Here is a 17,094-nt window from a genome sequence, read left to right as displayed (position 1 = left end):
TCTCCTTTGGTCATCGTGGCCTCCACGTTCTTGGTTATCGCCGGGGCGATGTGTTCGAGCACCTTGCGGCTCCGGGGTCCCGCCGCAACAGCGTCAGGAGTGCGTGGTCCGGATGCCACCGGTGGTGCTGGTGAAAAAGCGGCTCCGTACCAAAGTAAACGGTTTCTTGACTCCTGTATAGCCCTTTGTTAGTTTTTGAGAAAACGCTTTCTTGTTACGCGCATCACCCAACACTAGATCACACAACCTGAGGGGCAGGACAATGCGGTTTCGTCTCAAAAAGTCAGTAATGGGGGTGGCCGGCGCAACAGCGGCGATGGCCCTGGTTCTCACCGGATGCGGCAGCAGCCCGGAGACCGGAAAGGTGGGGACTGTCGAAGATCCTGTCACCATCCGGTTTGCCTGGTGGGGCAACGATTCCCGCGCCAAAACCACCCTGGAGGTCATCAAGGACTTCGAGGCTGCGAACCCCACCATCAAGGTCCAGGGCGAAAACACCGAGTTCAGCTCCTACTGGGACAAGATGGCCACCCAGATCGCCGGCGGCACTACACCGGATGTCTTCGCCATGAGCGGCGCCTACCCCAGCGAATATGCCACCCGCGGCGTCCTGCTGGACCTGGACGAGGTCAAGGACCAGATCGACACCTCCAAGTTTGCCGAAGGGACCGTGGACCTCGGCAAAATCGACGGCAAGCAGTACACCATCACGGCCGGCGTTAACGCCATGTCCATGGTGATTGACCCGAAAGTCTTCGAGGCTGCCGGAGTGGAGCTGCCCGACGACGAGACCTGGACCTGGGACGACTACGCGGACATCGCCGCCGAGATTACCCGGAAGTCTCCTGCGGGAACGTTCGGAACCACCCCGATGACCAACGACTCGTTCCTCGCGGTGTGGGCCCGCCAGCACGGCGAGGACCTCTACACGGATGACGGCAAGAACCTTGGCATCAGCGAGGACACCGCCACAAAGTGGTTCGAGATGAACAAGAAACTGATGGAAACCGGCGCAGCCCCCTCGGCCTCCCAGACTGTTGAGGACAACTCGGCCCAGCCGGAGCTGACGCTGATGGGCCAGGGCAAGCAGGGCATGAAGATCTCCTGGAGCAACCAAATGAACTCCTACTCGGGTTCACCCCTGGTCATGATGAAGCTGCCGAACGAAAGCAAAGAGCCCGGCACGTGGCTGCGGTCGTCCATGGAATACGCCATCTCCTCCAAGTCGGCACACCCCAAGGAAGCAGCCATGTTCATCAACTACCTGGTGAACAACGTGGACGCGGCCACCAAGATCAAGAGCGACCGCGGCATGCCTGCCAACACCGATCTCAAGGCCGCCATCACACCCCTGCTAAAGGAATCCCAGCAGAAGGAAGCGGAATACCTGGACCGCGTCGCTGAGATGAAGATCGAACCGCCGCTGCCCTTCCCCGCCGGGTCGTCGGCCACCATGGAGGTCATCAACCGGCTCACCACGGACGTCCTGTTTGGAAAGACATCACCGCGCGACGCCGCCAAGAGCTTCATCCAAGAGGTCAACTCGAACCTGGGCTGATCCCCGTACGGCAGATCAGAGCAGGCAGGCAACAGCCGGACGCCCAACAAGCAGCTTCAACCAAACACAACCAGAGGAGGCAGGCCAGTGAGTGCCGATATGTGCCCTGCACGCCCCAGTGCCATTGCCGGTTACGAGGACTGGCCTGCCTACGTCCGCCAACATCCGCGCTACCGTGCCGCCACCCCCGGGGCCCAGGAACTCTCGGACGCGCTGGGCGTGCCCGCCGTGTCCCGCCTTCCGGAGGTGACAATCCAGTGGGAAGAAACGTACGACGGCGTCACCACCTCCCAGCTCAGCTGGCAGTTGGGCTTCGGGCCGGCAACCACCGGCTGGCTGGTCAGGCCTGCGGACTCCGCAGGCCCGCTGCCCGGAGTCCTCGCGCTGCACTGCCACGGCGGGAACAAGTTTGGCGGTGCGGACCGGCTGGTGGAGCTTCCAACGAACCATCCCTCTGCCGAGACCGCCCGCGCCGGCCATTATGACGGACACGCCCTCGCCACCGAGACTGCCCGCAGGGGCTTTGCCGTCCTGGCCCATGACAGCTTCGCCTGGGGCAGCCGCCGCTTCGACCTCTCCAGTCCCCCGTGGCGGACCGCCTCCGCGCTGGAGGGGCGGCGGGCGCAGTGGCGGCAGGACGGCGTCGTGCCTTCCGAGGCGGACGACTACAACGCCGCGGCCGCGTTCCACGAAGACACCGTTGCCAAAACAGCCGGGCTTGTGGGCACCAGCCTGGCCGGTATGGTGGCCCACGACGACCTCGCCGCACTGGACATCCTGGCCGGACTGCCGGGAGTGGACGCAGAGCGCCTGGGCTGCATTGGCTTCTCCGGCGGCGGGGGGCGGTCGCTTGCCCTGGCGGTACTCAGCCCACGGATCCGGGCGTCGGTGGTGACGTGCATGATGACCACGTTCCAGTCGCTCCTGCCCGCGTACTTGGACGCCCACTCATGGCTGCTCCAAACGCCCGGGCTGTGGAAATTGGGCGATTGGCCTGAACTGACTGCCCGGTCAGATGCCGACTTCCTGGTGCAATACGCGCTGGCCGATGAGCTGTTCCCGGAGGACGGGATGCGGCAGGCCCACCGGGTGCTGGAAACGCTGCACCGCGACGGGAAGTACACCGGAGCCTTCTGGCCCGGCGGCCACGTCTTCACCGCCGCAATGCAGGAAGAAGCCATCGATTTCCTGGCCGGCGCCCTGCACCTCAAGACTCCATCCACTACAGCCCTTTAGCCTCAAGGACCCTTTGATGACTCAGCAATCCGCCACTGCGGAACACGGCAGCAGCCCCCGCCACGCCGCGCCTTTACCGGCCGCCGTGCCGCGCATCGCCCTGGTGGGCGTCCACGGCTTCGGCGAACGGCACCTGGCCAACCTCGCGCGGCTGGAGGAGGCCGGCGCCGTCGAACTGGTCGCCGTCGCTGACCCCAACCCTCCGGAGCCGGGCAAACTCGCGGAATCCGTTGCGGTCTTCCCCGACCTGGACCTGCTGCTCGCAGCCCAGCCGGGAGCCGACGTCGTCATCCTCGCCACCCCTATCCAGACGCACGCGCCGCTTGCCGTCGCAGCCCTCCGGGCGGGCATGGACGTCTACGTTGAAAAGCCCCCGGTAGCGTCGCTGGCCCAGTTCAAAGAGGTCCTGGCAGCCGCCGAGGCAACAGGCAAACTGGTCCAGGTAGGCTTCCAAAGCCTGGGGTCCCACGCCCTGCCCGCCATCCGGGACCTCGTTGAGTCAGGCGGCATCGGGGATGTCCTGGGCCTAAGCGCCAAGGGCCAGTGGGTGCGGAACAAGGCATACTTCAAACGCTCGCGCTGGGCCGGGAAGCGCAACCTGGACGGCATCGACGTTGTGGACGGCGTGGCCACCAACGCGCTGGCGCACGCAGTCGCGACGGCCCTGCACATGGCCGGGGCACACACGCTTGCGGACGTCGCATCGGTGGACACGGACCTTTACCGCGCCCACGAAACCGAGAGTGATGACACCTCGGTGATCCGGGTCCGCACCGCCCACGGCACCACCCTTCTCTGCGGCCTGACCCTCTGTGCTCCCAAACAGCTGGATCCCTCGGTCACCGTGCACGGCACCCGGGGCGAGATCACCCTGTTCTACACAAAGGACGAGGTGGTCATCACCACCCCGGACGGCGAGCGCCGGGAAAGCTTCGGCCGGACGGACCTGCTCGAAAACCTCCTGGAGGCCCGCGCCACGGGTGCGCCACTTCTGTGCTCGCTGCCGGACACCGGCGCCTTCACCACGGTGCTGGAAGCCATCCGCACCGCCCCGGCCCCGCAGGCCATCGGTCAGGACCACATCAGCTGGGAGGGCGACGGTGACGACGCCCATCCCGTGGTCCCCGGCATCGCAAACCTGATTGACCGCGCTGCCAAGGCGCAGGCAACCTTCGCCGAACTTGGCGTCCCCTGGGCACGCGCCCTTCCGCCGGTCCGCTCGCTGACCGTAGACGGGCGTGCGGTGGCGGATTACCAGGACGGCAGCCGCATCCGTGCCGTTTCCTCGCCGCGGCCCTACCTGCACCCCGTCCGCACGCTGGCCGGCACCGTGGTGACCGACCACCAGCCGTTTGACCATGTGTGGCACCTGGGCGCGGGCGTGGCGCTGCAGGACGTGGACGGCATCAACTTCTGGGGCGGCAGGACTTATACGCGCGACGCCGGGCAGTACGTCTGGCGGCCCGATCACGGCAGCATCTCCGTCACCGAAACCGTCCTGGAGCAGACCGCCGCCGTGTCCGGCGGCGCTGCCGGCAGGCTGCAGGAGGCGCTCAGCTGGAACGGACCCGACGGCAAGCCCGTCCTCGCGGAAGACCGGTCCTGGCGCTGGCAGGGCATCGGCCCAAGGGTGTGGGCCCTGTCCCTCGAGTTCGCCATCTCCCCCGCCGGCAACCACCCGGTCAGCCTGGGCAGCCCCGGCTCCAACGGCCGCCATGAGGGTGGCTACGGCGGCTTTTTCTGGCGGCTGCCGGAGTGCCGCAGCACTGCTGTGTGGACCCCCGCGGGCACCGGCGAATCGGGGGTGCACGGCAGCGTGGCGCGCTGGCTCGCCTGGTCTGGAAAGTTCGGCCCGGGAACGGCCGACGGCGAGGCCACCCTGGTTTTCGTTGCTTCCGACGGCTCCACGGACCCCTGGTTCGTCCGCCTGGAAGGGTATCCCGGCGTGGGCCAGTCACTCGCCTGGGACACTCCAGTCATCGCCGAACCCGGCAACCCGGTCCGGCGCAAAATTTCCGTCTTTATTGCCGACGGCATTCTGAACACCACCGACATCGAAGCTTTGATCAACCAACAGGGGGACCTTTCATGACCCAGACAACAGCCGCCGCTCCGCCAGCCCTCCGCGTATCACCGGCATCAGCTGCGGACCGGGAGGTCAAGCGCCGCCGGGTCCTGGACATCCTTGACGCCGCCGGCCGGGACTCGCTTCTCCTGACAACGCACACGGCACTGACCTGGTACCTGGACGGCAGCCGGGTCCACATCAGCCTCGCCGGCGATCCCATCGCCGCGGTGCTGGTGGACCGCGGCGGCGACCACCTGGTGACCTTCAACAACGAAGCCGGCCGTATCGCCGCCGAGGAGCTCCCGGCCGGGGTCTCCTTGCACACCGTTCCCTGGTACGGAAACCTGCACGAGGCTGCCGCCGCCGTCGGGTCTTCCCCTGCCGGAGCCCAGGCTCCGCTGGTGGAAGCGGACGTCGCGTCCGAGCTGCGCGCCGCCCGCCAGCAGCTGCTTCCCGCCGAAAGCGCCCGCTACGCCCTCCTCAGCGCCGAGCTGGCAGCCATCATGACCGATGTGCTGTCCACCGCACGGCCGGACACCACGGAATTTGAGCTGGTGTCCGCCCTGGCCGCACGCGTGGTGGCGGCAGGAGCGGAACCGCTTGTCCTGCTGTGCAACGGCAGTTCCCGCAGCACGTTCCGCCACCCGCTGGCCACCCATTCCCCCCTTGGCCGCCGCGCGATGGCCGTGGTCTGCGCGCGCCGGGACGGCCTGGTTGCCAACATCACCCGCTGGGTGCGGTTCGACGCCGGCACCCTGGAGGAGCGGGACGCGGAGGCCCGGATCGCCGCAGTGGAGGCGGACATCTTCGACGCCACCGTCCCGGGCGCGCGGCTGGACCGTATTTTTGCCGAAATTCAGGCATCGTATGTCCGTCACGGCTTCGGCGCGGACCAGTGGGAACAGCACCACCAGGGCGGTCCCGCCGGGTATGCGGGCCGGGACCCGCGGGTCACCTCGGCCGTGGCGGACACGGTGGTCCTGGGCCAGACCTTCACCTGGAACCCCTCCGGTCCCGGAGTCAAGATCGAGGACACCGTGCAGGTTACGGAGTCCGGCCTGCAGGTCCTCACGGTGGACCCCCGCTGGCCGGTGGCCATCGTGAACGGGCTGCAGCGCCCCGTCACGCTGCAGCTGTAACCCTCTCTCACGTGATGCCGGTTTCTCCCCGATCCCCCACGTGTCGCTACAGCCGGGGCGGCACGTGAGGGGGCGTCGGGCTGGGCGTACGACGGCGTCACGTCTGGCAGCCTTTTGGCCCACCGCAGTCGCCGCTCCCCCGCCAAACCGGGCCGCCGTGGTTGTGCGCTTGCCAAAAGCCGGCGCTGCGTGACGCCCGCCGGCCGAGCAGCACTCCGGACGTCCTGCCGCTTAAACTGAAACGCTCTATCACTCTCCTAAAGAAAGTGATAGAGCATCTCAGTTTAAGCGGCATTAAGTGCGAGAGCGTTACAGCTACGGCAGCACGAGTTCACCGTTCACCCGGCGCGGGATTCGCAGCGGGTTGGCCTCGTGCAGCGCCGGGTGCAGCACCATTTCCGGCGCGTCCTGGTAGGCGACCGGCCGCTGGAACCTGCGGACCGCCGTCGCGCCCACCGAGGTAAAGAGGGACGTGGTGGCCGGGTACGGGCCGCCGTGCTGCTGGGCCCAGTTGACGGCGACGCCGGTTGGCCAGCCGTCGAACAGGACCCGGCCGGCCAGCCCGGACAGCTGCTCCACGAGCGCTGTGATGTCCTCGCCGGACTGGGCGTGGAGTGTGGCTGTCAGGCTGCCCGGCACCTTGGCCAGCACCGCCGACAGTTCGGCCTGGTCCGCGTATTCGATCAGCATGGTGGTGGGTCCGAAGCACTCTTCGAGCAGTTGCTCCGGGTTCTCCAGCACCTTCGCGGCGGAGGTGGAGAAGACCACCGGCGCTGCACCGTTGGCTGCGGCATCCTGGTCCACGCTGCCGCTGACCACGTCCACCCCGGGCACCGACGCAAAGCTGCGGAGCCCATCCGGGTACGCCTCGGCGATCCTGCTGGTGAGCATACCGACGGCGGGCTTGTCCTTGCTGGCCTCCGCCACTTCCGCGGCAAAGGAGGTTCCTGCCGGAATGAAGACCAAACCCGGCTTGGTGCAGAACTGCCCCGCACCAAGCGTGAACGAGCCTGCCAGCCCCGCCGCGAGCTGGCCGCTGCGTTCTGCCAGTGCTGCAGCAGTGATAACCACTGGATTGAGGCTGCCCAGTTCCCCGTAGAACGGGATGGGATCGGGGCGGGAGGTTGCGAGGTCGAACAAGGCACGGCCGCCGGGGATGGATCCAGTGAACCCCACTGCCTTGATGGCCGGATCCTGGACCAGCGCGGTGCCCACCTCACGGCCGCTGACCAGCGCGAACAGGCCTTCCGGCGCTCCTGCGGCGCCGAGGGCATCAGCCACGATTTCCGCTGTCCGCTCGGACAGGCGCAGGTGGCCGGAGTGGGCCTTGACGATGACCGAGCAGCCCACGGCGAGGGCCGAGGCGGTGTCACCTCCGGCCACCGAGAAGGCGAACGGGAAGTTGGAGGCGGAAAAGACTGCCACCGGGCCGATAGGCCGCAGGATGCGGCGAAGGTCGGGCTTGGGAGGGGTGGAGGCCGGGTCCGCGTGGTCGATGATGGCCTCGAGGTAGGAGCCTTCGGTGATCACGCGGGCGAAGAGACGCAGCTGGCCGGAGGTCCGGGCCACCTCGCCGGTCAGCCGCGGGGCGCCAAGGCTGGTCTCCGAATCCGCAATGTCCACCAGTTCGGCAGCGTTGGCATCCAGCGCGTCAGCTACTGCCGTGAGCCAGACAGCGCGTTCGGCATCCGGTGCGGCGGCGGAAATCGTGGCTGCCTGGGTGGCGGCGGCGGTGAGTTCGGACAGGGAAAGCGTTGCAGTTGTCACTCAGGTACCTGTTCTTCGTCTGTAGTTTAAAGTTCGTCCCGGAACCGGAAGCCGAGGCCCGGCTGGCCGGCCAGGCTTACCCGGCTGTCGCTGAAGCGCACGGGAGATGGCCCGTCCAGGATGCCCAGCTGTTCGAAGGATGCTTCTTCCACGTCCTCCACGAGCGTGGGCTCCGCCAGGGTGAGCGCCAGCTGCCCGGAAAGTTCCGGCAGCAGGTGGGGCATCACCCGGATGCTGTTGGTCCGGGCCAGCTCGACGATCCGCCGGAACGGGGTAATCCCGCCCACCCGGATGATGTTGGGCTGGATGATGTCCACCGCCTCGGCGTCGATGAAATCGCGGAAGCGGTAGATGGTGTGCAGATTTTCGCCGAGCGCGATGGGCACAGGTGAATGCTTCCGGAGCCTGCGGTATGCCCACAGGTCGTCGGCGCGGATGGGTTCCTCCAGCCACTCCAGCCCGAAGCCGGACAGGACATCCAGGGCGCGGAGGGTGGTAGGGAGGTCCCAGCGCTGGTTGGCGTCGATCATCAGCTTCCGGTCGGGCCCCAGAACGGAGCGGACCGCGGCCACCCGTTCAGCGTCTTCCCGGATATCGGGCTTGCCTACCTTGATCTTTACCGCCTGGTGCCCGGCCGCAACCCACCGCTCAACCTGGGCAACGAGCTCTTCAAGGGTGTAGTGCAGGTTCACCCCGGACCCGTACACCTCCGCCGATTCCTGCCGCTGGCCCAGGAGCCCGGCCACGGATGTCTGGGAGCGGCGGGCCTGCAGGTCCCACAGGGCAAGGTCGACGCCGGCCATGGCGATGGTGGTCAGTCCCCCGCCGCCGGCCTCGTGCAGGCGCTTCCACAGCGCGTCCCAGACGGTCTCCGGATTGGCCGGCAGCCCCGTGACAAACGGGGCGATGTCGTAGTCCAGCAGCGCCTTGACGGCCTGCGGGCCGATGGTGGGCGTCCATGAAAAACCGTGCCCCGCGCCGCCGTCGTCCGTCTGGATCTCGGTGACGATCACGTGGTTCTCGGGTGCCTCGACGCCCCAGCTTCTGCGCAGCGGGACGGTGATGAGCCGGGAGGTCAGGCGGGTGATGCGGGGAACGGTGCGGACGGCTTCGGCCGCCGGGGCGCTCATCAGCGGCCGGCCAGCTCGTAGCCCTTGGCGAGGATGGACTTCAGCTGCACCAGCTGCTCCTCGGTGGGGTCCACCAGCGGCGCGCGCACGGAGCCTACCGGCAGCCCGCCCAGGCGCAGGCCGGCCTTGATCAGTGAAACGCCGAAGCCCGGGGTCTGGTCGCGGAGTCGGACCAGGGGCGCGTAGAAGCCTTCCAGCAGGGCGTTGCGGCGCTCCTCGTCGCCTGCCATGTAGGCGTCGTAGTAGGCCTTCGCGATCTCCGGGGCCATCGCGAAGGCGGCCGATGAATAGAGCGGGATGCCGAGGCCGCGGTAGGCGCCCTGCGTCAGTTCCGCGGTGAGCAGGCCATTGAAAAAGGCAAAGTCCTTCCGGCCGGTGGCCTTGACGGCGGACACAATTTCCTGGGCCAGGCCCACGTCCCCCAGCCCGTCCTTGAAGCCGACCACCTTCGGGTTGGCCGCCAGGCGGGCCATGGAAGCGGCCGTGAATTTGGCGTTGCCGCGGTGGTAGACGATCACCGGCAGGCTGCTGGCGGCAGCGACTGCTTCGATGTAGGCCACCAGTCCGTCCGGGGGTCCGGTGACCAAGTACGGCGGCAGGACCAGGAGGGCGTCCGCGCCGGCTTCTTCCGCGGCGCGGGCGGCTGCAAGGGCGTGGCCAAGCGGACCACCGGCGCCGGCTACTACCGGGACTTTTCCTGCCACAACCTCGACGGCGGCCGTCACCACAGTGCCGACCTCCTCGATGCTGAGGGCGTGGAATTCGCCGGTTCCGCAGGCGGGGAACACACCGCCGGGCCCGAACGGGAGCCGGGAGCTGATGTGTTCCTTCAGCAGCTCTACGTCAACGGCACCGTCGGCTGTGAACGGAGTGACGGGAAAGAACAGTACGCCGTCGAATTTCATGATGTCTCCTTGGTTCCGCTGCCGGCACTGACCAGCGCGGAGGTCTCGTCGTTGAGGGTGGGATGGGACTTGAGTTCCGTGCGCCAGCTGCGCGTGGGCTGCCAGCCCAGGAGTTCCTGGGCTTTGGCGATGGAGAAGGCGGGGCTGGTGCCGGTCAGCCCGGCACTGAGGGCTTCACTTCCGGGCAGGAACCTGGGCATCAGTTCGGCGAGGGGTGCCGTGGCCAGGGCGTCGGCCGCGCCCACGAAAAAGGTTTCCCCGTTGGGAATGGAGTCCATCTTCTGCAGCAGCAGGTCCAGGAAATCCGCCACATCCCGGGCATCCACGTAGTTGAACAAGGCCGGGGCGGACAGCGCCGGATCGGCCAGCCGCTCGGCGAGGGTGTGGCCCTGCTGCGTCGGTGCGCCGTCCCACTCCTCCGGGGAGATCACGAAGCACGGACGGAAGGCGGCATAACGGATCTTCTCCCCCTGCGCGGCAGCGAACATCTGCACGGTCTGCTCGGCGATGAGCTTGGACAGGGCGTAGGCATTCCACGGCCGCGGCGTGGTCCGCTCGTCAAGCGGGAACGCGGCCGGCAGCCACCCGGCGGGCGAACCGTAGCCGAGGACCGTGGGGCTGCTGGCCGTCACGATCTTCGGCACTCCCAGTTCCGTCGCGGCGCTGACCACTGCGAAGGCGAGCCGGGTGTTGGTGGCGAAGATGACGTCCTCGGGCGCGCTGAACGGAACCGCGATCGCCGCAAGGTGGATGACGGCGTCGGGCCTGGTCTCGCGAAGGAGCCGCAGTGCCTCCCCCGGGGCCAGGAGGTCGGCAGTTTCCTGCACGACGCCGGCCGGCAGCTGATCGGCCGGCACGGCGTCCCGGTCCACCGAGATGACGTGGTGGCCGGCTTCTGCAAGCCCCGCCACCACACTGCGTCCCAGCCGGCCGGAGCCGCCGGTGACGAAAATCCTGCTCATATTGGTTCCTTTAGGTTTTCAGGCGGTGGGCTAGGCGCCGCGTCGAAGGTCGACGCCGAGGTCCAGGTCCTCGATGCGGACGGGTAGGGACGATTCAAGCGAGCGGTTCCCGGCGATGCCCACCGAGACGGAGCGCAGTCCGTCCAGGTAACCGGACGGTCGGCCCAGGGGGTCTTCACCGGGTCCGTTGAAGAGGTCCGAGAGGAGGAGCTCGTCCCCGCCGCCGTGGCCTCCTTCGCCGTTGACGATCGGCACCTCGTAGGCAGCTTCCCAGTGGCGCTGGACCACGAGGCGTTCACCGTTGCGGCGGATGGCGTCGTCTTCCTCGACGGGGGTAGCACTCGGGTCCACCACGGTCTTTTTGTCCGTACTGCTGGTGACGGCGGCGCGTTCCACTACCTCGAGTTCGGCGCGGCCTTCGGTGCCGTTGACCGCCACGCGGTAGCCCTCCCAGGGGCTGTGTGCGTTCAGTGAGTAGCTCAGGCGCGGCCCGCCCTGGTATTCCACAACCAGCGCGAGGTTGTCCTCGATGGTGATGCCGCCGGTGAAGACGTCCTGGTCGCGGCGGTATCCGTCGTAGTGCTCGTTGTCCAGGAAGAGGGCCTTGAGCCGCTCGTCCTCGCGGAGGTCCAGCGTGAACGGGTCCTTTTCTGCGGTGGCCGGGGCGTCGGCGCTGGGAGTGCCGCGTTCGGGACGGGGGCCCAGGCCGCGTTCGACGGCGTTCTTGTCGCCGTAGAACTTCAGTCCGCCGGAGGCGAAGACGCGTTCGGGGACGTCATCGATCCACCAGTTGACCAGGTCGAAGTGGTGGGAGGCCTTGTGGATCAGCAAGCCGCCGGAGTTCTTCTTTTCGCGGTGCCAGCGGCGGAAGTAGTCAGCCCCATGGACGGTATCCAGGACCCAGCTGAAGTCGATGGAGGTAACCTTGCCGATCACACCGCTCTGGATGATTTCCTTGAGGGCGCTGTTCCGCGGCGAGTAGCGGTAGTTGAACGTGACCACCACGTTGCGGCCCGTCTCGTGCACGGCCTGGGTGATGCGCCGGCAGCCCTCGGCGTCGATGGTGAGCGGCTTTTCCACCACAACGTCGGCCCCTGCACGGAGCGCTTCAACAATGTAGTCGGCGTGGGTGTAGTCCGGCGTGGTCACCACTACGCGGTCGATGTTGTTGGCCTGGATGAAAGCGGTGAGATCTGCGGGATCGAACGAAGCAACAGGCCCCGGCGCACCCAGTTCCTGGATGAGCTTCTGGTAGAACTCCACGCGCCCGGGATTCACGTCGGAGAAGGCCACCAGCTCTGCGGTGTGGGCATAGTTGCCGAAGATTGCGCGGATGTACATTTCCGAGCGGCCGCCGGTGCCGATCAAGGCAATGCGGGCTTTACCGCCGGCTGCGGCAGCAGCGCCCACAGTTGCGGCGGTGTCCGGAGCAGCTGTTGCCGCCCCTGCAGCAGAACTGGATTCGGCTGTGTTGACCATGAGGGGTCCCTTTCGAAAGCTGATACCCGGCCGCCCGGCGGCCTCTGACGTTCGACAATCGGTGCAGTGCTGCACCTTGCCCAAGAAAGCGTTTTCTCAGGTCGCTATAAGATTTGTACCAAGGGGAATGTGCATCCGTCAACCATTATCAGCGTTGGGAGAAAACGGTTTCCAGTCCGGCTGCGGCCTTGGCTCCGCCGAATGGACAAAAAGTTGCTGGAAAACTTGGGAAAATGAGAGAAATCGCTTTCCCGCAGCGGTATATGCTGTGTTGGAAACGCCGTCGGGCAAAGGCGGCAGGAGCCTGCCATCGGGCAGCAGTACGCGCACGGACACCGTCCGCTGCGCCAAGGAAGGGACCAGCATGGTCAGGAAATCGGCAACCGGCCGGATTGGCATCGCGGATGTCGCCATCAAGGCAGGGGTTTCGCACGCCACGGTTTCCCGCGTAATGAACGGCAACTTCACAGTGGACCCGGACATCGCAGCCCGCGTCCGGGCAGCTGCGGCGGAACTGAAGTACCAGCCCAATCCTGTCGGGCGCAGCCTGGCCCTGGGTAAGACCGACACCATCGGGATAGTTGTGCCGGACCTGGCCAACCCCACCTTCCAGGCGATTCTTCGCGGCCTGAGCCGCGCCGCGGCGCAGGACAGCTACCGGGTCCTGATCGCCGATTCCTTCGAGGTTTCCAGCGAGGAGGCCATCCTCGCCGGCGAGGCCCGCCGCCGCTGTGACGGCCTCGTCCTCTGCGCTCCCCGCATGAGCGACGCCGAACTGGAAGAGATCGCACCCTCGCTGCACCCCCTGGTGCTGATCAACAGGACCACCGCAGCTGCCGGCGTACCCAGCCTGGTGGTGGACTACGGCCAGGGCGTGCAGGACATCGCGGAGCACCTGGTGGACCTCGGACACACCCGCCTGGCATTCCTTGCCGGTCCGCCCCGCAGCGCCTCGAACGGACTCCGGCTCCAGGGACTGGAGTCCTTCAAGGCAGCCCATCCCCAGGTGGAGGTGACCATGCTTGAAGGCGGATCCGACTTCGACACCGGACACGAGGCAGTGGACGCGGTACTTGAGAGCGGCGCCACGGGAATCCTGGCCTTCAACGACCTGGTGGCCATGGGCCTGATGAGCGGGTTGCATGAACGCGGCCTGGACGTGCCGGGAGACATCTCCGTCACCGGCTTCGACGATATTCCGTTCGCCAAATACACGACGCCGGCCCTCACCACGGCAGCGGTGCCCATCACGGAACTGGGCGAGCAGGCATGGCAGCAGCTGCGGGCGCTCATCCGCAAGGAGGAGAACGAGGCTCCGGGGAGCCGGTACCAGCCCAGGCTCGAAGTGCGTTCAAGCACCGGCCCGGCCAAGGCCCCCCGCACGGCAGTCCACGGCTGACGGGCCGGCGGACGCAAGCCCGCGCTACGGCCGGGCCGGTTCCGTTTCGGCGGAAGCCAGCCCGGCCTCTTTGTAGTACCCCTCAATGTGGGCGGCCACCAGCCTGGCCGCCTGCCCGCCGTCGTCGTTCCTGATGGCCGCCAGGATGTCCTGGTGCTCGGCCCGCAGCCGCGATGCCGTGGCCTCCCAGTCAGGCAGTCCGGACGTCAGCTCCGCCGCATATCCCTGAATGGACTCGCGGAGCGATCCCATCATCGCGCTCACAACGGCGTTGCCCGCGGCGTCGGCCAGCGCCAGGTGGAAACGGACGTCCAGTGCCAGGAAGTCGCTGACCGCGAGGTCCTCGGCAGCCATGGCTTCAAGAAGCGCCGAGGCTTCCTCCAGTTCCGGCGCATCCGGACCAGCTTTCGCCACGGCCCACGACTCCAACAGCACGCGGGTTTCCACGATGTCCGCCACCGGCAGGTGCTGGGTGGCCACGTGCAGCCGGAGGGCGGAGCCAAGCGCGGCCGTCGGATCCGAAATGACAACGGTTCCCGCTTCCGGGCCGGACCCTACGCCGGCCCGGACCACACCCATGGCCTCGAGGATGCGGATCGCCTCCCGGACCGAGGTCCGCGACACCTTCAGCTGTTCCGCCAGGGTGCGCTCGGCCGGAAGCCGGCCGCCCACGGTAAGCCGGCCGCCGGAAAGCTCGTTCTCGATCCAGGACAGGACAAGCTGGTGGGTACGCATACGTAAATAGTAGTTGATGTGGTTGGACCACATGCCTTAGAGTGTGGTTAGACCACAGAAGGTTCCGGACACGGACCCGCCTGCCCAATGGAGGACGCCATGACCCACACCATCCAGCCCAGCAACCCGGAGACGACCCCCGCGCCGGATGCCACCGACATTCCCGCCGCGCCGGCACCCGCCAAAGCACCGGCGTCGTCCGCTGTTCCGGCGGCACTGAAGCGGCGCATCCCCAAGTACTCGGACCTGGCTCCCCTGATGCAGTTCAAGAAGCCTGAGTTCAGCAAGGAGGCCCGGCTCAGGCGCGCCAGCACCATTTGGGAACTCCGGGACATCGCCAAGCGCCGCACCCCCCAGGCCCCGTTCGACTACACGGACGGTGCAGCCGAAGAGGAAATCACCCTCCGCCGCGCGCGCCAGGCCTTCCTGGACATCGAATTCCGCCCCGGAATCCTCCGGAACGTCTCCACCATCGACCTCAGCACCGAAATCCTGGGCAAGCCCTCCCGCCTTCCCCTGGGCATCGCCCCCACCGGGTTCACCCGGATGATGCAGTCCGAGGGCGAGTATGCAGGCTCCCAGGCAGCCGAAGCGGCGGGTATTCCCTACACCCTCTCCACCATGGGCACCGCTTCCATCGAGGACGTCGCCGCCGCTGCCCCGAACGGCCGCAACTGGTTCCAGCTGTACCTCTGGACGGACCGGGACCGTTCGCTGGAACTGATCGAGCGCGCTGCCAAGGCCGGAAACGACACATTGATGGTCACCGTGGACACCGCCGTCGCCGGCGCCCGCCTCCGCGACGTCCGCAATGGCATGACCATCCCGCCGGCACTGACAGTCAAGACCGTGCTGGATGCTTCCTACCGCCCGGCCTGGTGGTTCAACTTCCTCACGCACGAGCCGCTGACATTCGCCTCGCTGTCCCGCTACACCGGCACCGTGGCGGACCTCATCAACTCGATGTTCGACCCCACCCTCACCTTCGAAGACCTCGACTGGCTGCGCGAAACATGGAAGGGCAAGCTGGTGGTCAAGGGCATCCAGACCGTCGAGGACGCCCGCCGGGTGGTTGACCACGGCGCCGACGGTGTGGTGCTGTCCAACCACGGCGGACGCCAGCTGGACCGGGCTCCCATTCCGTTCCACCTGCTCCCCGAGGTCAAGCAGGCTTTCACGGTGGACAACACCGACGCCGCGCTCATGCTGGACACCGGCATCATGAGCGGCGCTGACATCGTGGCAGCCTTGGCCCTCGGTGCGGACTTCACCCTGATCGGCCGCGCCTACCTGTACGGACTGATGGCCGGCGGCCGCGCCGGTGTGGACCGCACCCTCCAGATCCTCGAGAAGGACATGGCCCGCACCATGGCGCTCCTGGGCGTCAGCAACATCTCGGAGCTCACCCCAGACCACGTCCGCCTGCTGAACAGGTAGGTCCTGCCCCAACTGAGTAGCGTCAAGTGTCGTTTTGAGGGGTCAAAACGACACTTGACGCTACTTACTTGGGCTAAGGGGCTACTTTTTGCGGCCGAACTTCGGCAAGTTGGCCAGCAGGTCGGCCGCACGGGTGGCCGCACGGCCCACCGTGCGGCCGATTTGCTGCGGAACGCTGTCATCGCTCAGCGGCTGCGTGGTGCCGCCGGGAATAACGACGGCGGGGCTCAGTTCGGCACCGTCCGGTGCCAGGACGCCTTCCGAGACGGCCTCGGCAGCCACCGCCTCGGGCGTCTCGCCGGCATAAGCGGCGTCAGCGCCCCGGGACGGGGCGGAGTCCCCGGCGGCGCGGCCTGCGGGACGGACCGGAGCAGCAGCGGGAGCCGACGAGCCGACGTCGAACGTTTCCAGCCAGCTGGCGATCCCTTCCAGCGGCTTGCGGTTCAGCGCGTAGTAGCGCTTCTGTCCCTGCGCCCGCATGCTGACCAGCTGCGCCTCGCGCAGGACCTTGAGGTGCTTGGAAATGGTGGGCTGGCTTGCTGCCAGTTCTTCCACGAGTTCCCCCACGGCCTTGTCTCCGGAGCGGAGGGAGACCAGGATGTCCCGCCGGGTTGATTCCGCAATGACGGCAAATACGTCGTCTGTCACCATGCCTCCCACCCTAACGACATATACGCCGAAAGGCATCAACTATTTCGTCAGCCAACTGGCTATTGCTGCCCATGCGGCGCAGGTGTTACAACGGTTGAACTGTGCCCCGGCCGGCCCGGCCGCCGCCACCTGAGACAAGGGGGTGGGCCATCATGGATGCCCTGCGCCGGCAACTGTTCAACATCATCGCTTTTGTGTTCCTGGGCCTTTTCGTCGCCGTGTGGGGCAGCGTGCTGCTCCGCGTCGGGTTCTGGGTGCCGGACGGAAGGACTGCCGCTCCCGCCCTGAACGGCGCATTGGTCACGGCGGCGGGCGTCCTGGCCACGTCGCTGAGTTCACTGACCGCGTCCGCCCTCGGATTCACCATCGCCGAGGTGCGGCACGCTGAGGGGTCTGGCCGCACCGAAACCCCCTTCAGCCCCGGCGACGTCACCGCCAGGCTGTCCGGACGGATCGTCGCGGCCATTGTGGTCTACATGGCGGTGGGGCTGCTGGTCCTGCTCCTCTGGCTGGCCAAGGGCACTGCGTCCACGGACCTGATCGGAGCGTTCGCCCTGTCGCTGCTGGGCTGGCTGATTGGCGCGGCAGGCGTGGTGTTCCAGACCGAAAAGGCTGCATCCTGATGCGG

The 17,094-nt window shown here is 67.0% G+C and carries 14 protein-coding genes; 7 read left to right on the top strand and 7 right to left on the bottom strand.

Annotated elements, in window-relative coordinates; all coding sequences use genetic code 11:
* The first annotated feature begins 289 nt into the window (after positions 1 to 289).
* The 4 genes from AC5RWA_RS01255 (at position 290) to AC5RWA_RS01240 (ending at position 6,001) form a co-directional block, all read left to right on the top strand.
* On the top strand, positions 290 to 1,558 hold the full coding sequence (locus AC5RWA_RS01255) for an ABC transporter substrate-binding protein (protein ID WP_494056233.1): 1,269 nt from the start codon (positions 290 to 292) through the stop codon (positions 1,556 to 1,558).
* A 99-nt stretch (positions 1,559 to 1,657) separates the two neighbouring features.
* Positions 1,658 to 2,794, top strand: a complete 1,137-nt coding sequence (locus AC5RWA_RS01250; RefSeq protein ID WP_494056683.1) for an acetylxylan esterase — start codon at positions 1,658 to 1,660, stop codon at positions 2,792 to 2,794.
* Between the two features lie 16 nt (positions 2,795 to 2,810).
* A complete protein-coding gene (locus AC5RWA_RS01245; protein ID WP_494056232.1) occupies positions 2,811 to 4,886 on the top strand; it encodes a DUF6807 family protein in 2,076 nt (691 codons plus the stop codon).
* The gene (locus AC5RWA_RS01240) at positions 4,883 to 6,001 is read left to right on the top strand and encodes a M24 family metallopeptidase (protein ID WP_494056231.1); all 1,119 of its coding nucleotides are present in this window, start codon (positions 4,883 to 4,885) and stop codon (positions 5,999 to 6,001) included. The genes AC5RWA_RS01245 and AC5RWA_RS01240 overlap by 4 nt, the downstream gene beginning before the upstream one ends.
* A 315-nt stretch (positions 6,002 to 6,316) precedes the next feature.
* Here AC5RWA_RS01240 and AC5RWA_RS01235 read toward each other — a convergent pair whose 3' ends face one another.
* From AC5RWA_RS01235 to AC5RWA_RS01215, 5 genes are read right to left on the bottom strand one after another with little or no spacing between them, the layout of a single operon-like run.
* Positions 6,317 to 7,768 carry an aldehyde dehydrogenase (NADP(+)) gene (locus tag AC5RWA_RS01235; protein WP_494056230.1) on the bottom strand — a complete coding sequence of 484 codons (1,452 nt, stop codon included), beginning with the start codon at positions 7,766 to 7,768 and terminating at the stop codon, positions 6,317 to 6,319.
* Between the two features lie 26 nt (positions 7,769 to 7,794).
* Positions 7,795 to 8,898 carry a mandelate racemase/muconate lactonizing enzyme family protein gene (locus tag AC5RWA_RS01230; protein WP_494056229.1) on the bottom strand — a complete coding sequence of 368 codons (1,104 nt, stop codon included), beginning with the start codon at positions 8,896 to 8,898 and terminating at the stop codon, positions 7,795 to 7,797.
* Entirely contained in the window at positions 8,898 to 9,803 is a 906-nt protein-coding gene (locus tag AC5RWA_RS01225) for a 5-dehydro-4-deoxyglucarate dehydratase (RefSeq protein WP_494056228.1), read from the bottom strand. Before AC5RWA_RS01225 ends, AC5RWA_RS01230 begins: the two co-directional genes overlap by 1 nt.
* A complete protein-coding gene (locus AC5RWA_RS01220) occupies positions 9,800 to 10,765 on the bottom strand; it encodes an NAD-dependent epimerase/dehydratase family protein (RefSeq protein ID WP_494056227.1) in 966 nt (321 codons plus the stop codon). Before AC5RWA_RS01220 ends, AC5RWA_RS01225 begins: the two co-directional genes overlap by 4 nt.
* Before the next feature lie 30 nt (positions 10,766 to 10,795).
* Positions 10,796 to 12,244, bottom strand: coding sequence for a Gfo/Idh/MocA family oxidoreductase (locus tag AC5RWA_RS01215; protein WP_494056226.1), 1,449 nt, complete (start codon positions 12,242 to 12,244; stop codon positions 10,796 to 10,798).
* 364 nt (positions 12,245 to 12,608) lie between these two features.
* On the opposite strand from AC5RWA_RS01215, the gene AC5RWA_RS01210 reads away from it, so the two are divergent.
* Positions 12,609 to 13,643, top strand: a complete 1,035-nt coding sequence (locus AC5RWA_RS01210) for a LacI family DNA-binding transcriptional regulator (RefSeq protein ID WP_494056225.1) — start codon at positions 12,609 to 12,611, stop codon at positions 13,641 to 13,643.
* A gap of 24 nt (positions 13,644 to 13,667) precedes the next feature.
* On the opposite strand, the gene AC5RWA_RS01205 is transcribed toward AC5RWA_RS01210, so the two are convergent.
* Positions 13,668 to 14,378: a FadR/GntR family transcriptional regulator gene (locus tag AC5RWA_RS01205; RefSeq protein ID WP_494056224.1), complete on the bottom strand. Its 711-nt coding sequence runs from the start codon at positions 14,376 to 14,378 to the stop codon at positions 13,668 to 13,670.
* A 99-nt stretch (positions 14,379 to 14,477) separates the two neighbouring features.
* On the opposite strand from AC5RWA_RS01205, the gene AC5RWA_RS01200 reads away from it, so the two are divergent.
* Entirely contained in the window at positions 14,478 to 15,815 is a 1,338-nt protein-coding gene (locus tag AC5RWA_RS01200) for an alpha-hydroxy acid oxidase (RefSeq protein ID WP_494056223.1), read from the top strand.
* 81 nt (positions 15,816 to 15,896) lie between these two features.
* On the opposite strand, the gene AC5RWA_RS01195 is transcribed toward AC5RWA_RS01200, so the two are convergent.
* Positions 15,897 to 16,466, bottom strand: a complete 570-nt coding sequence (locus AC5RWA_RS01195; protein ID WP_494056222.1) for an ArsR/SmtB family transcription factor — start codon at positions 16,464 to 16,466, stop codon at positions 15,897 to 15,899.
* A 152-nt stretch (positions 16,467 to 16,618) separates the two neighbouring features.
* On the opposite strand from AC5RWA_RS01195, the gene AC5RWA_RS01190 reads away from it, so the two are divergent.
* Positions 16,619 to 17,089, top strand: coding sequence for a hypothetical protein (locus AC5RWA_RS01190; RefSeq protein WP_079597544.1), 471 nt, complete (start codon positions 16,619 to 16,621; stop codon positions 17,087 to 17,089).
* The last annotated feature ends 5 nt before the right edge of the window (positions 17,090 to 17,094 follow it).

The organism is Arthrobacter sp. 210 2, from assembly GCF_059093025.1.
This window is presented reverse-complemented; position numbering and strand designations above follow the sequence as displayed.

Coding starts and splice junctions, on each gene's coding strand:
- AC5RWA_RS01255 (WP_494056233.1), top strand. CDS start 290: ATGGGGGTGGCCGGCGCAACAGCGGCGATGGCCCTGGTTCTCACCGGA.
- AC5RWA_RS01250 (WP_494056683.1), top strand. CDS start 1,658: ATGTGCCCTGCACGCCCCAGTGCCATTGCCGGTTACGAGGACTGGCCT.
- AC5RWA_RS01245 (WP_494056232.1), top strand. CDS start 2,811: ATGACTCAGCAATCCGCCACTGCGGAACACGGCAGCAGCCCCCGCCAC.
- AC5RWA_RS01240 (WP_494056231.1), top strand. CDS start 4,883: ATGACCCAGACAACAGCCGCCGCTCCGCCAGCCCTCCGCGTATCACCG.
- AC5RWA_RS01230 (WP_494056229.1), bottom strand. CDS start 8,898: ATGAGCGCCCCGGCGGCCGAAGCCGTCCGCACCGTTCCCCGCATCACC.
- AC5RWA_RS01225 (WP_494056228.1), bottom strand. CDS start 9,803: ATGAAATTCGACGGCGTACTGTTCTTTCCCGTCACTCCGTTCACAGCC.
- AC5RWA_RS01220 (WP_494056227.1), bottom strand. CDS start 10,765: ATGAGCAGGATTTTCGTCACCGGCGGCTCCGGCCGGCTGGGACGCAGT.
- AC5RWA_RS01215 (WP_494056226.1), bottom strand. CDS start 12,244: ATGGTCAACACAGCCGAATCCAGTTCTGCTGCAGGGGCGGCAACAGCT.
- AC5RWA_RS01210 (WP_494056225.1), top strand. CDS start 12,609: ATGGTCAGGAAATCGGCAACCGGCCGGATTGGCATCGCGGATGTCGCC.
- AC5RWA_RS01205 (WP_494056224.1), bottom strand. CDS start 14,378: ATGCGTACCCACCAGCTTGTCCTGTCCTGGATCGAGAACGAGCTTTCC.
- AC5RWA_RS01200 (WP_494056223.1), top strand. CDS start 14,478: ATGACCCACACCATCCAGCCCAGCAACCCGGAGACGACCCCCGCGCCG.
- AC5RWA_RS01195 (WP_494056222.1), bottom strand. CDS start 16,466: ATGGTGACAGACGACGTATTTGCCGTCATTGCGGAATCAACCCGGCGG.
- AC5RWA_RS01190 (WP_079597544.1), top strand. CDS start 16,619: ATGGATGCCCTGCGCCGGCAACTGTTCAACATCATCGCTTTTGTGTTC.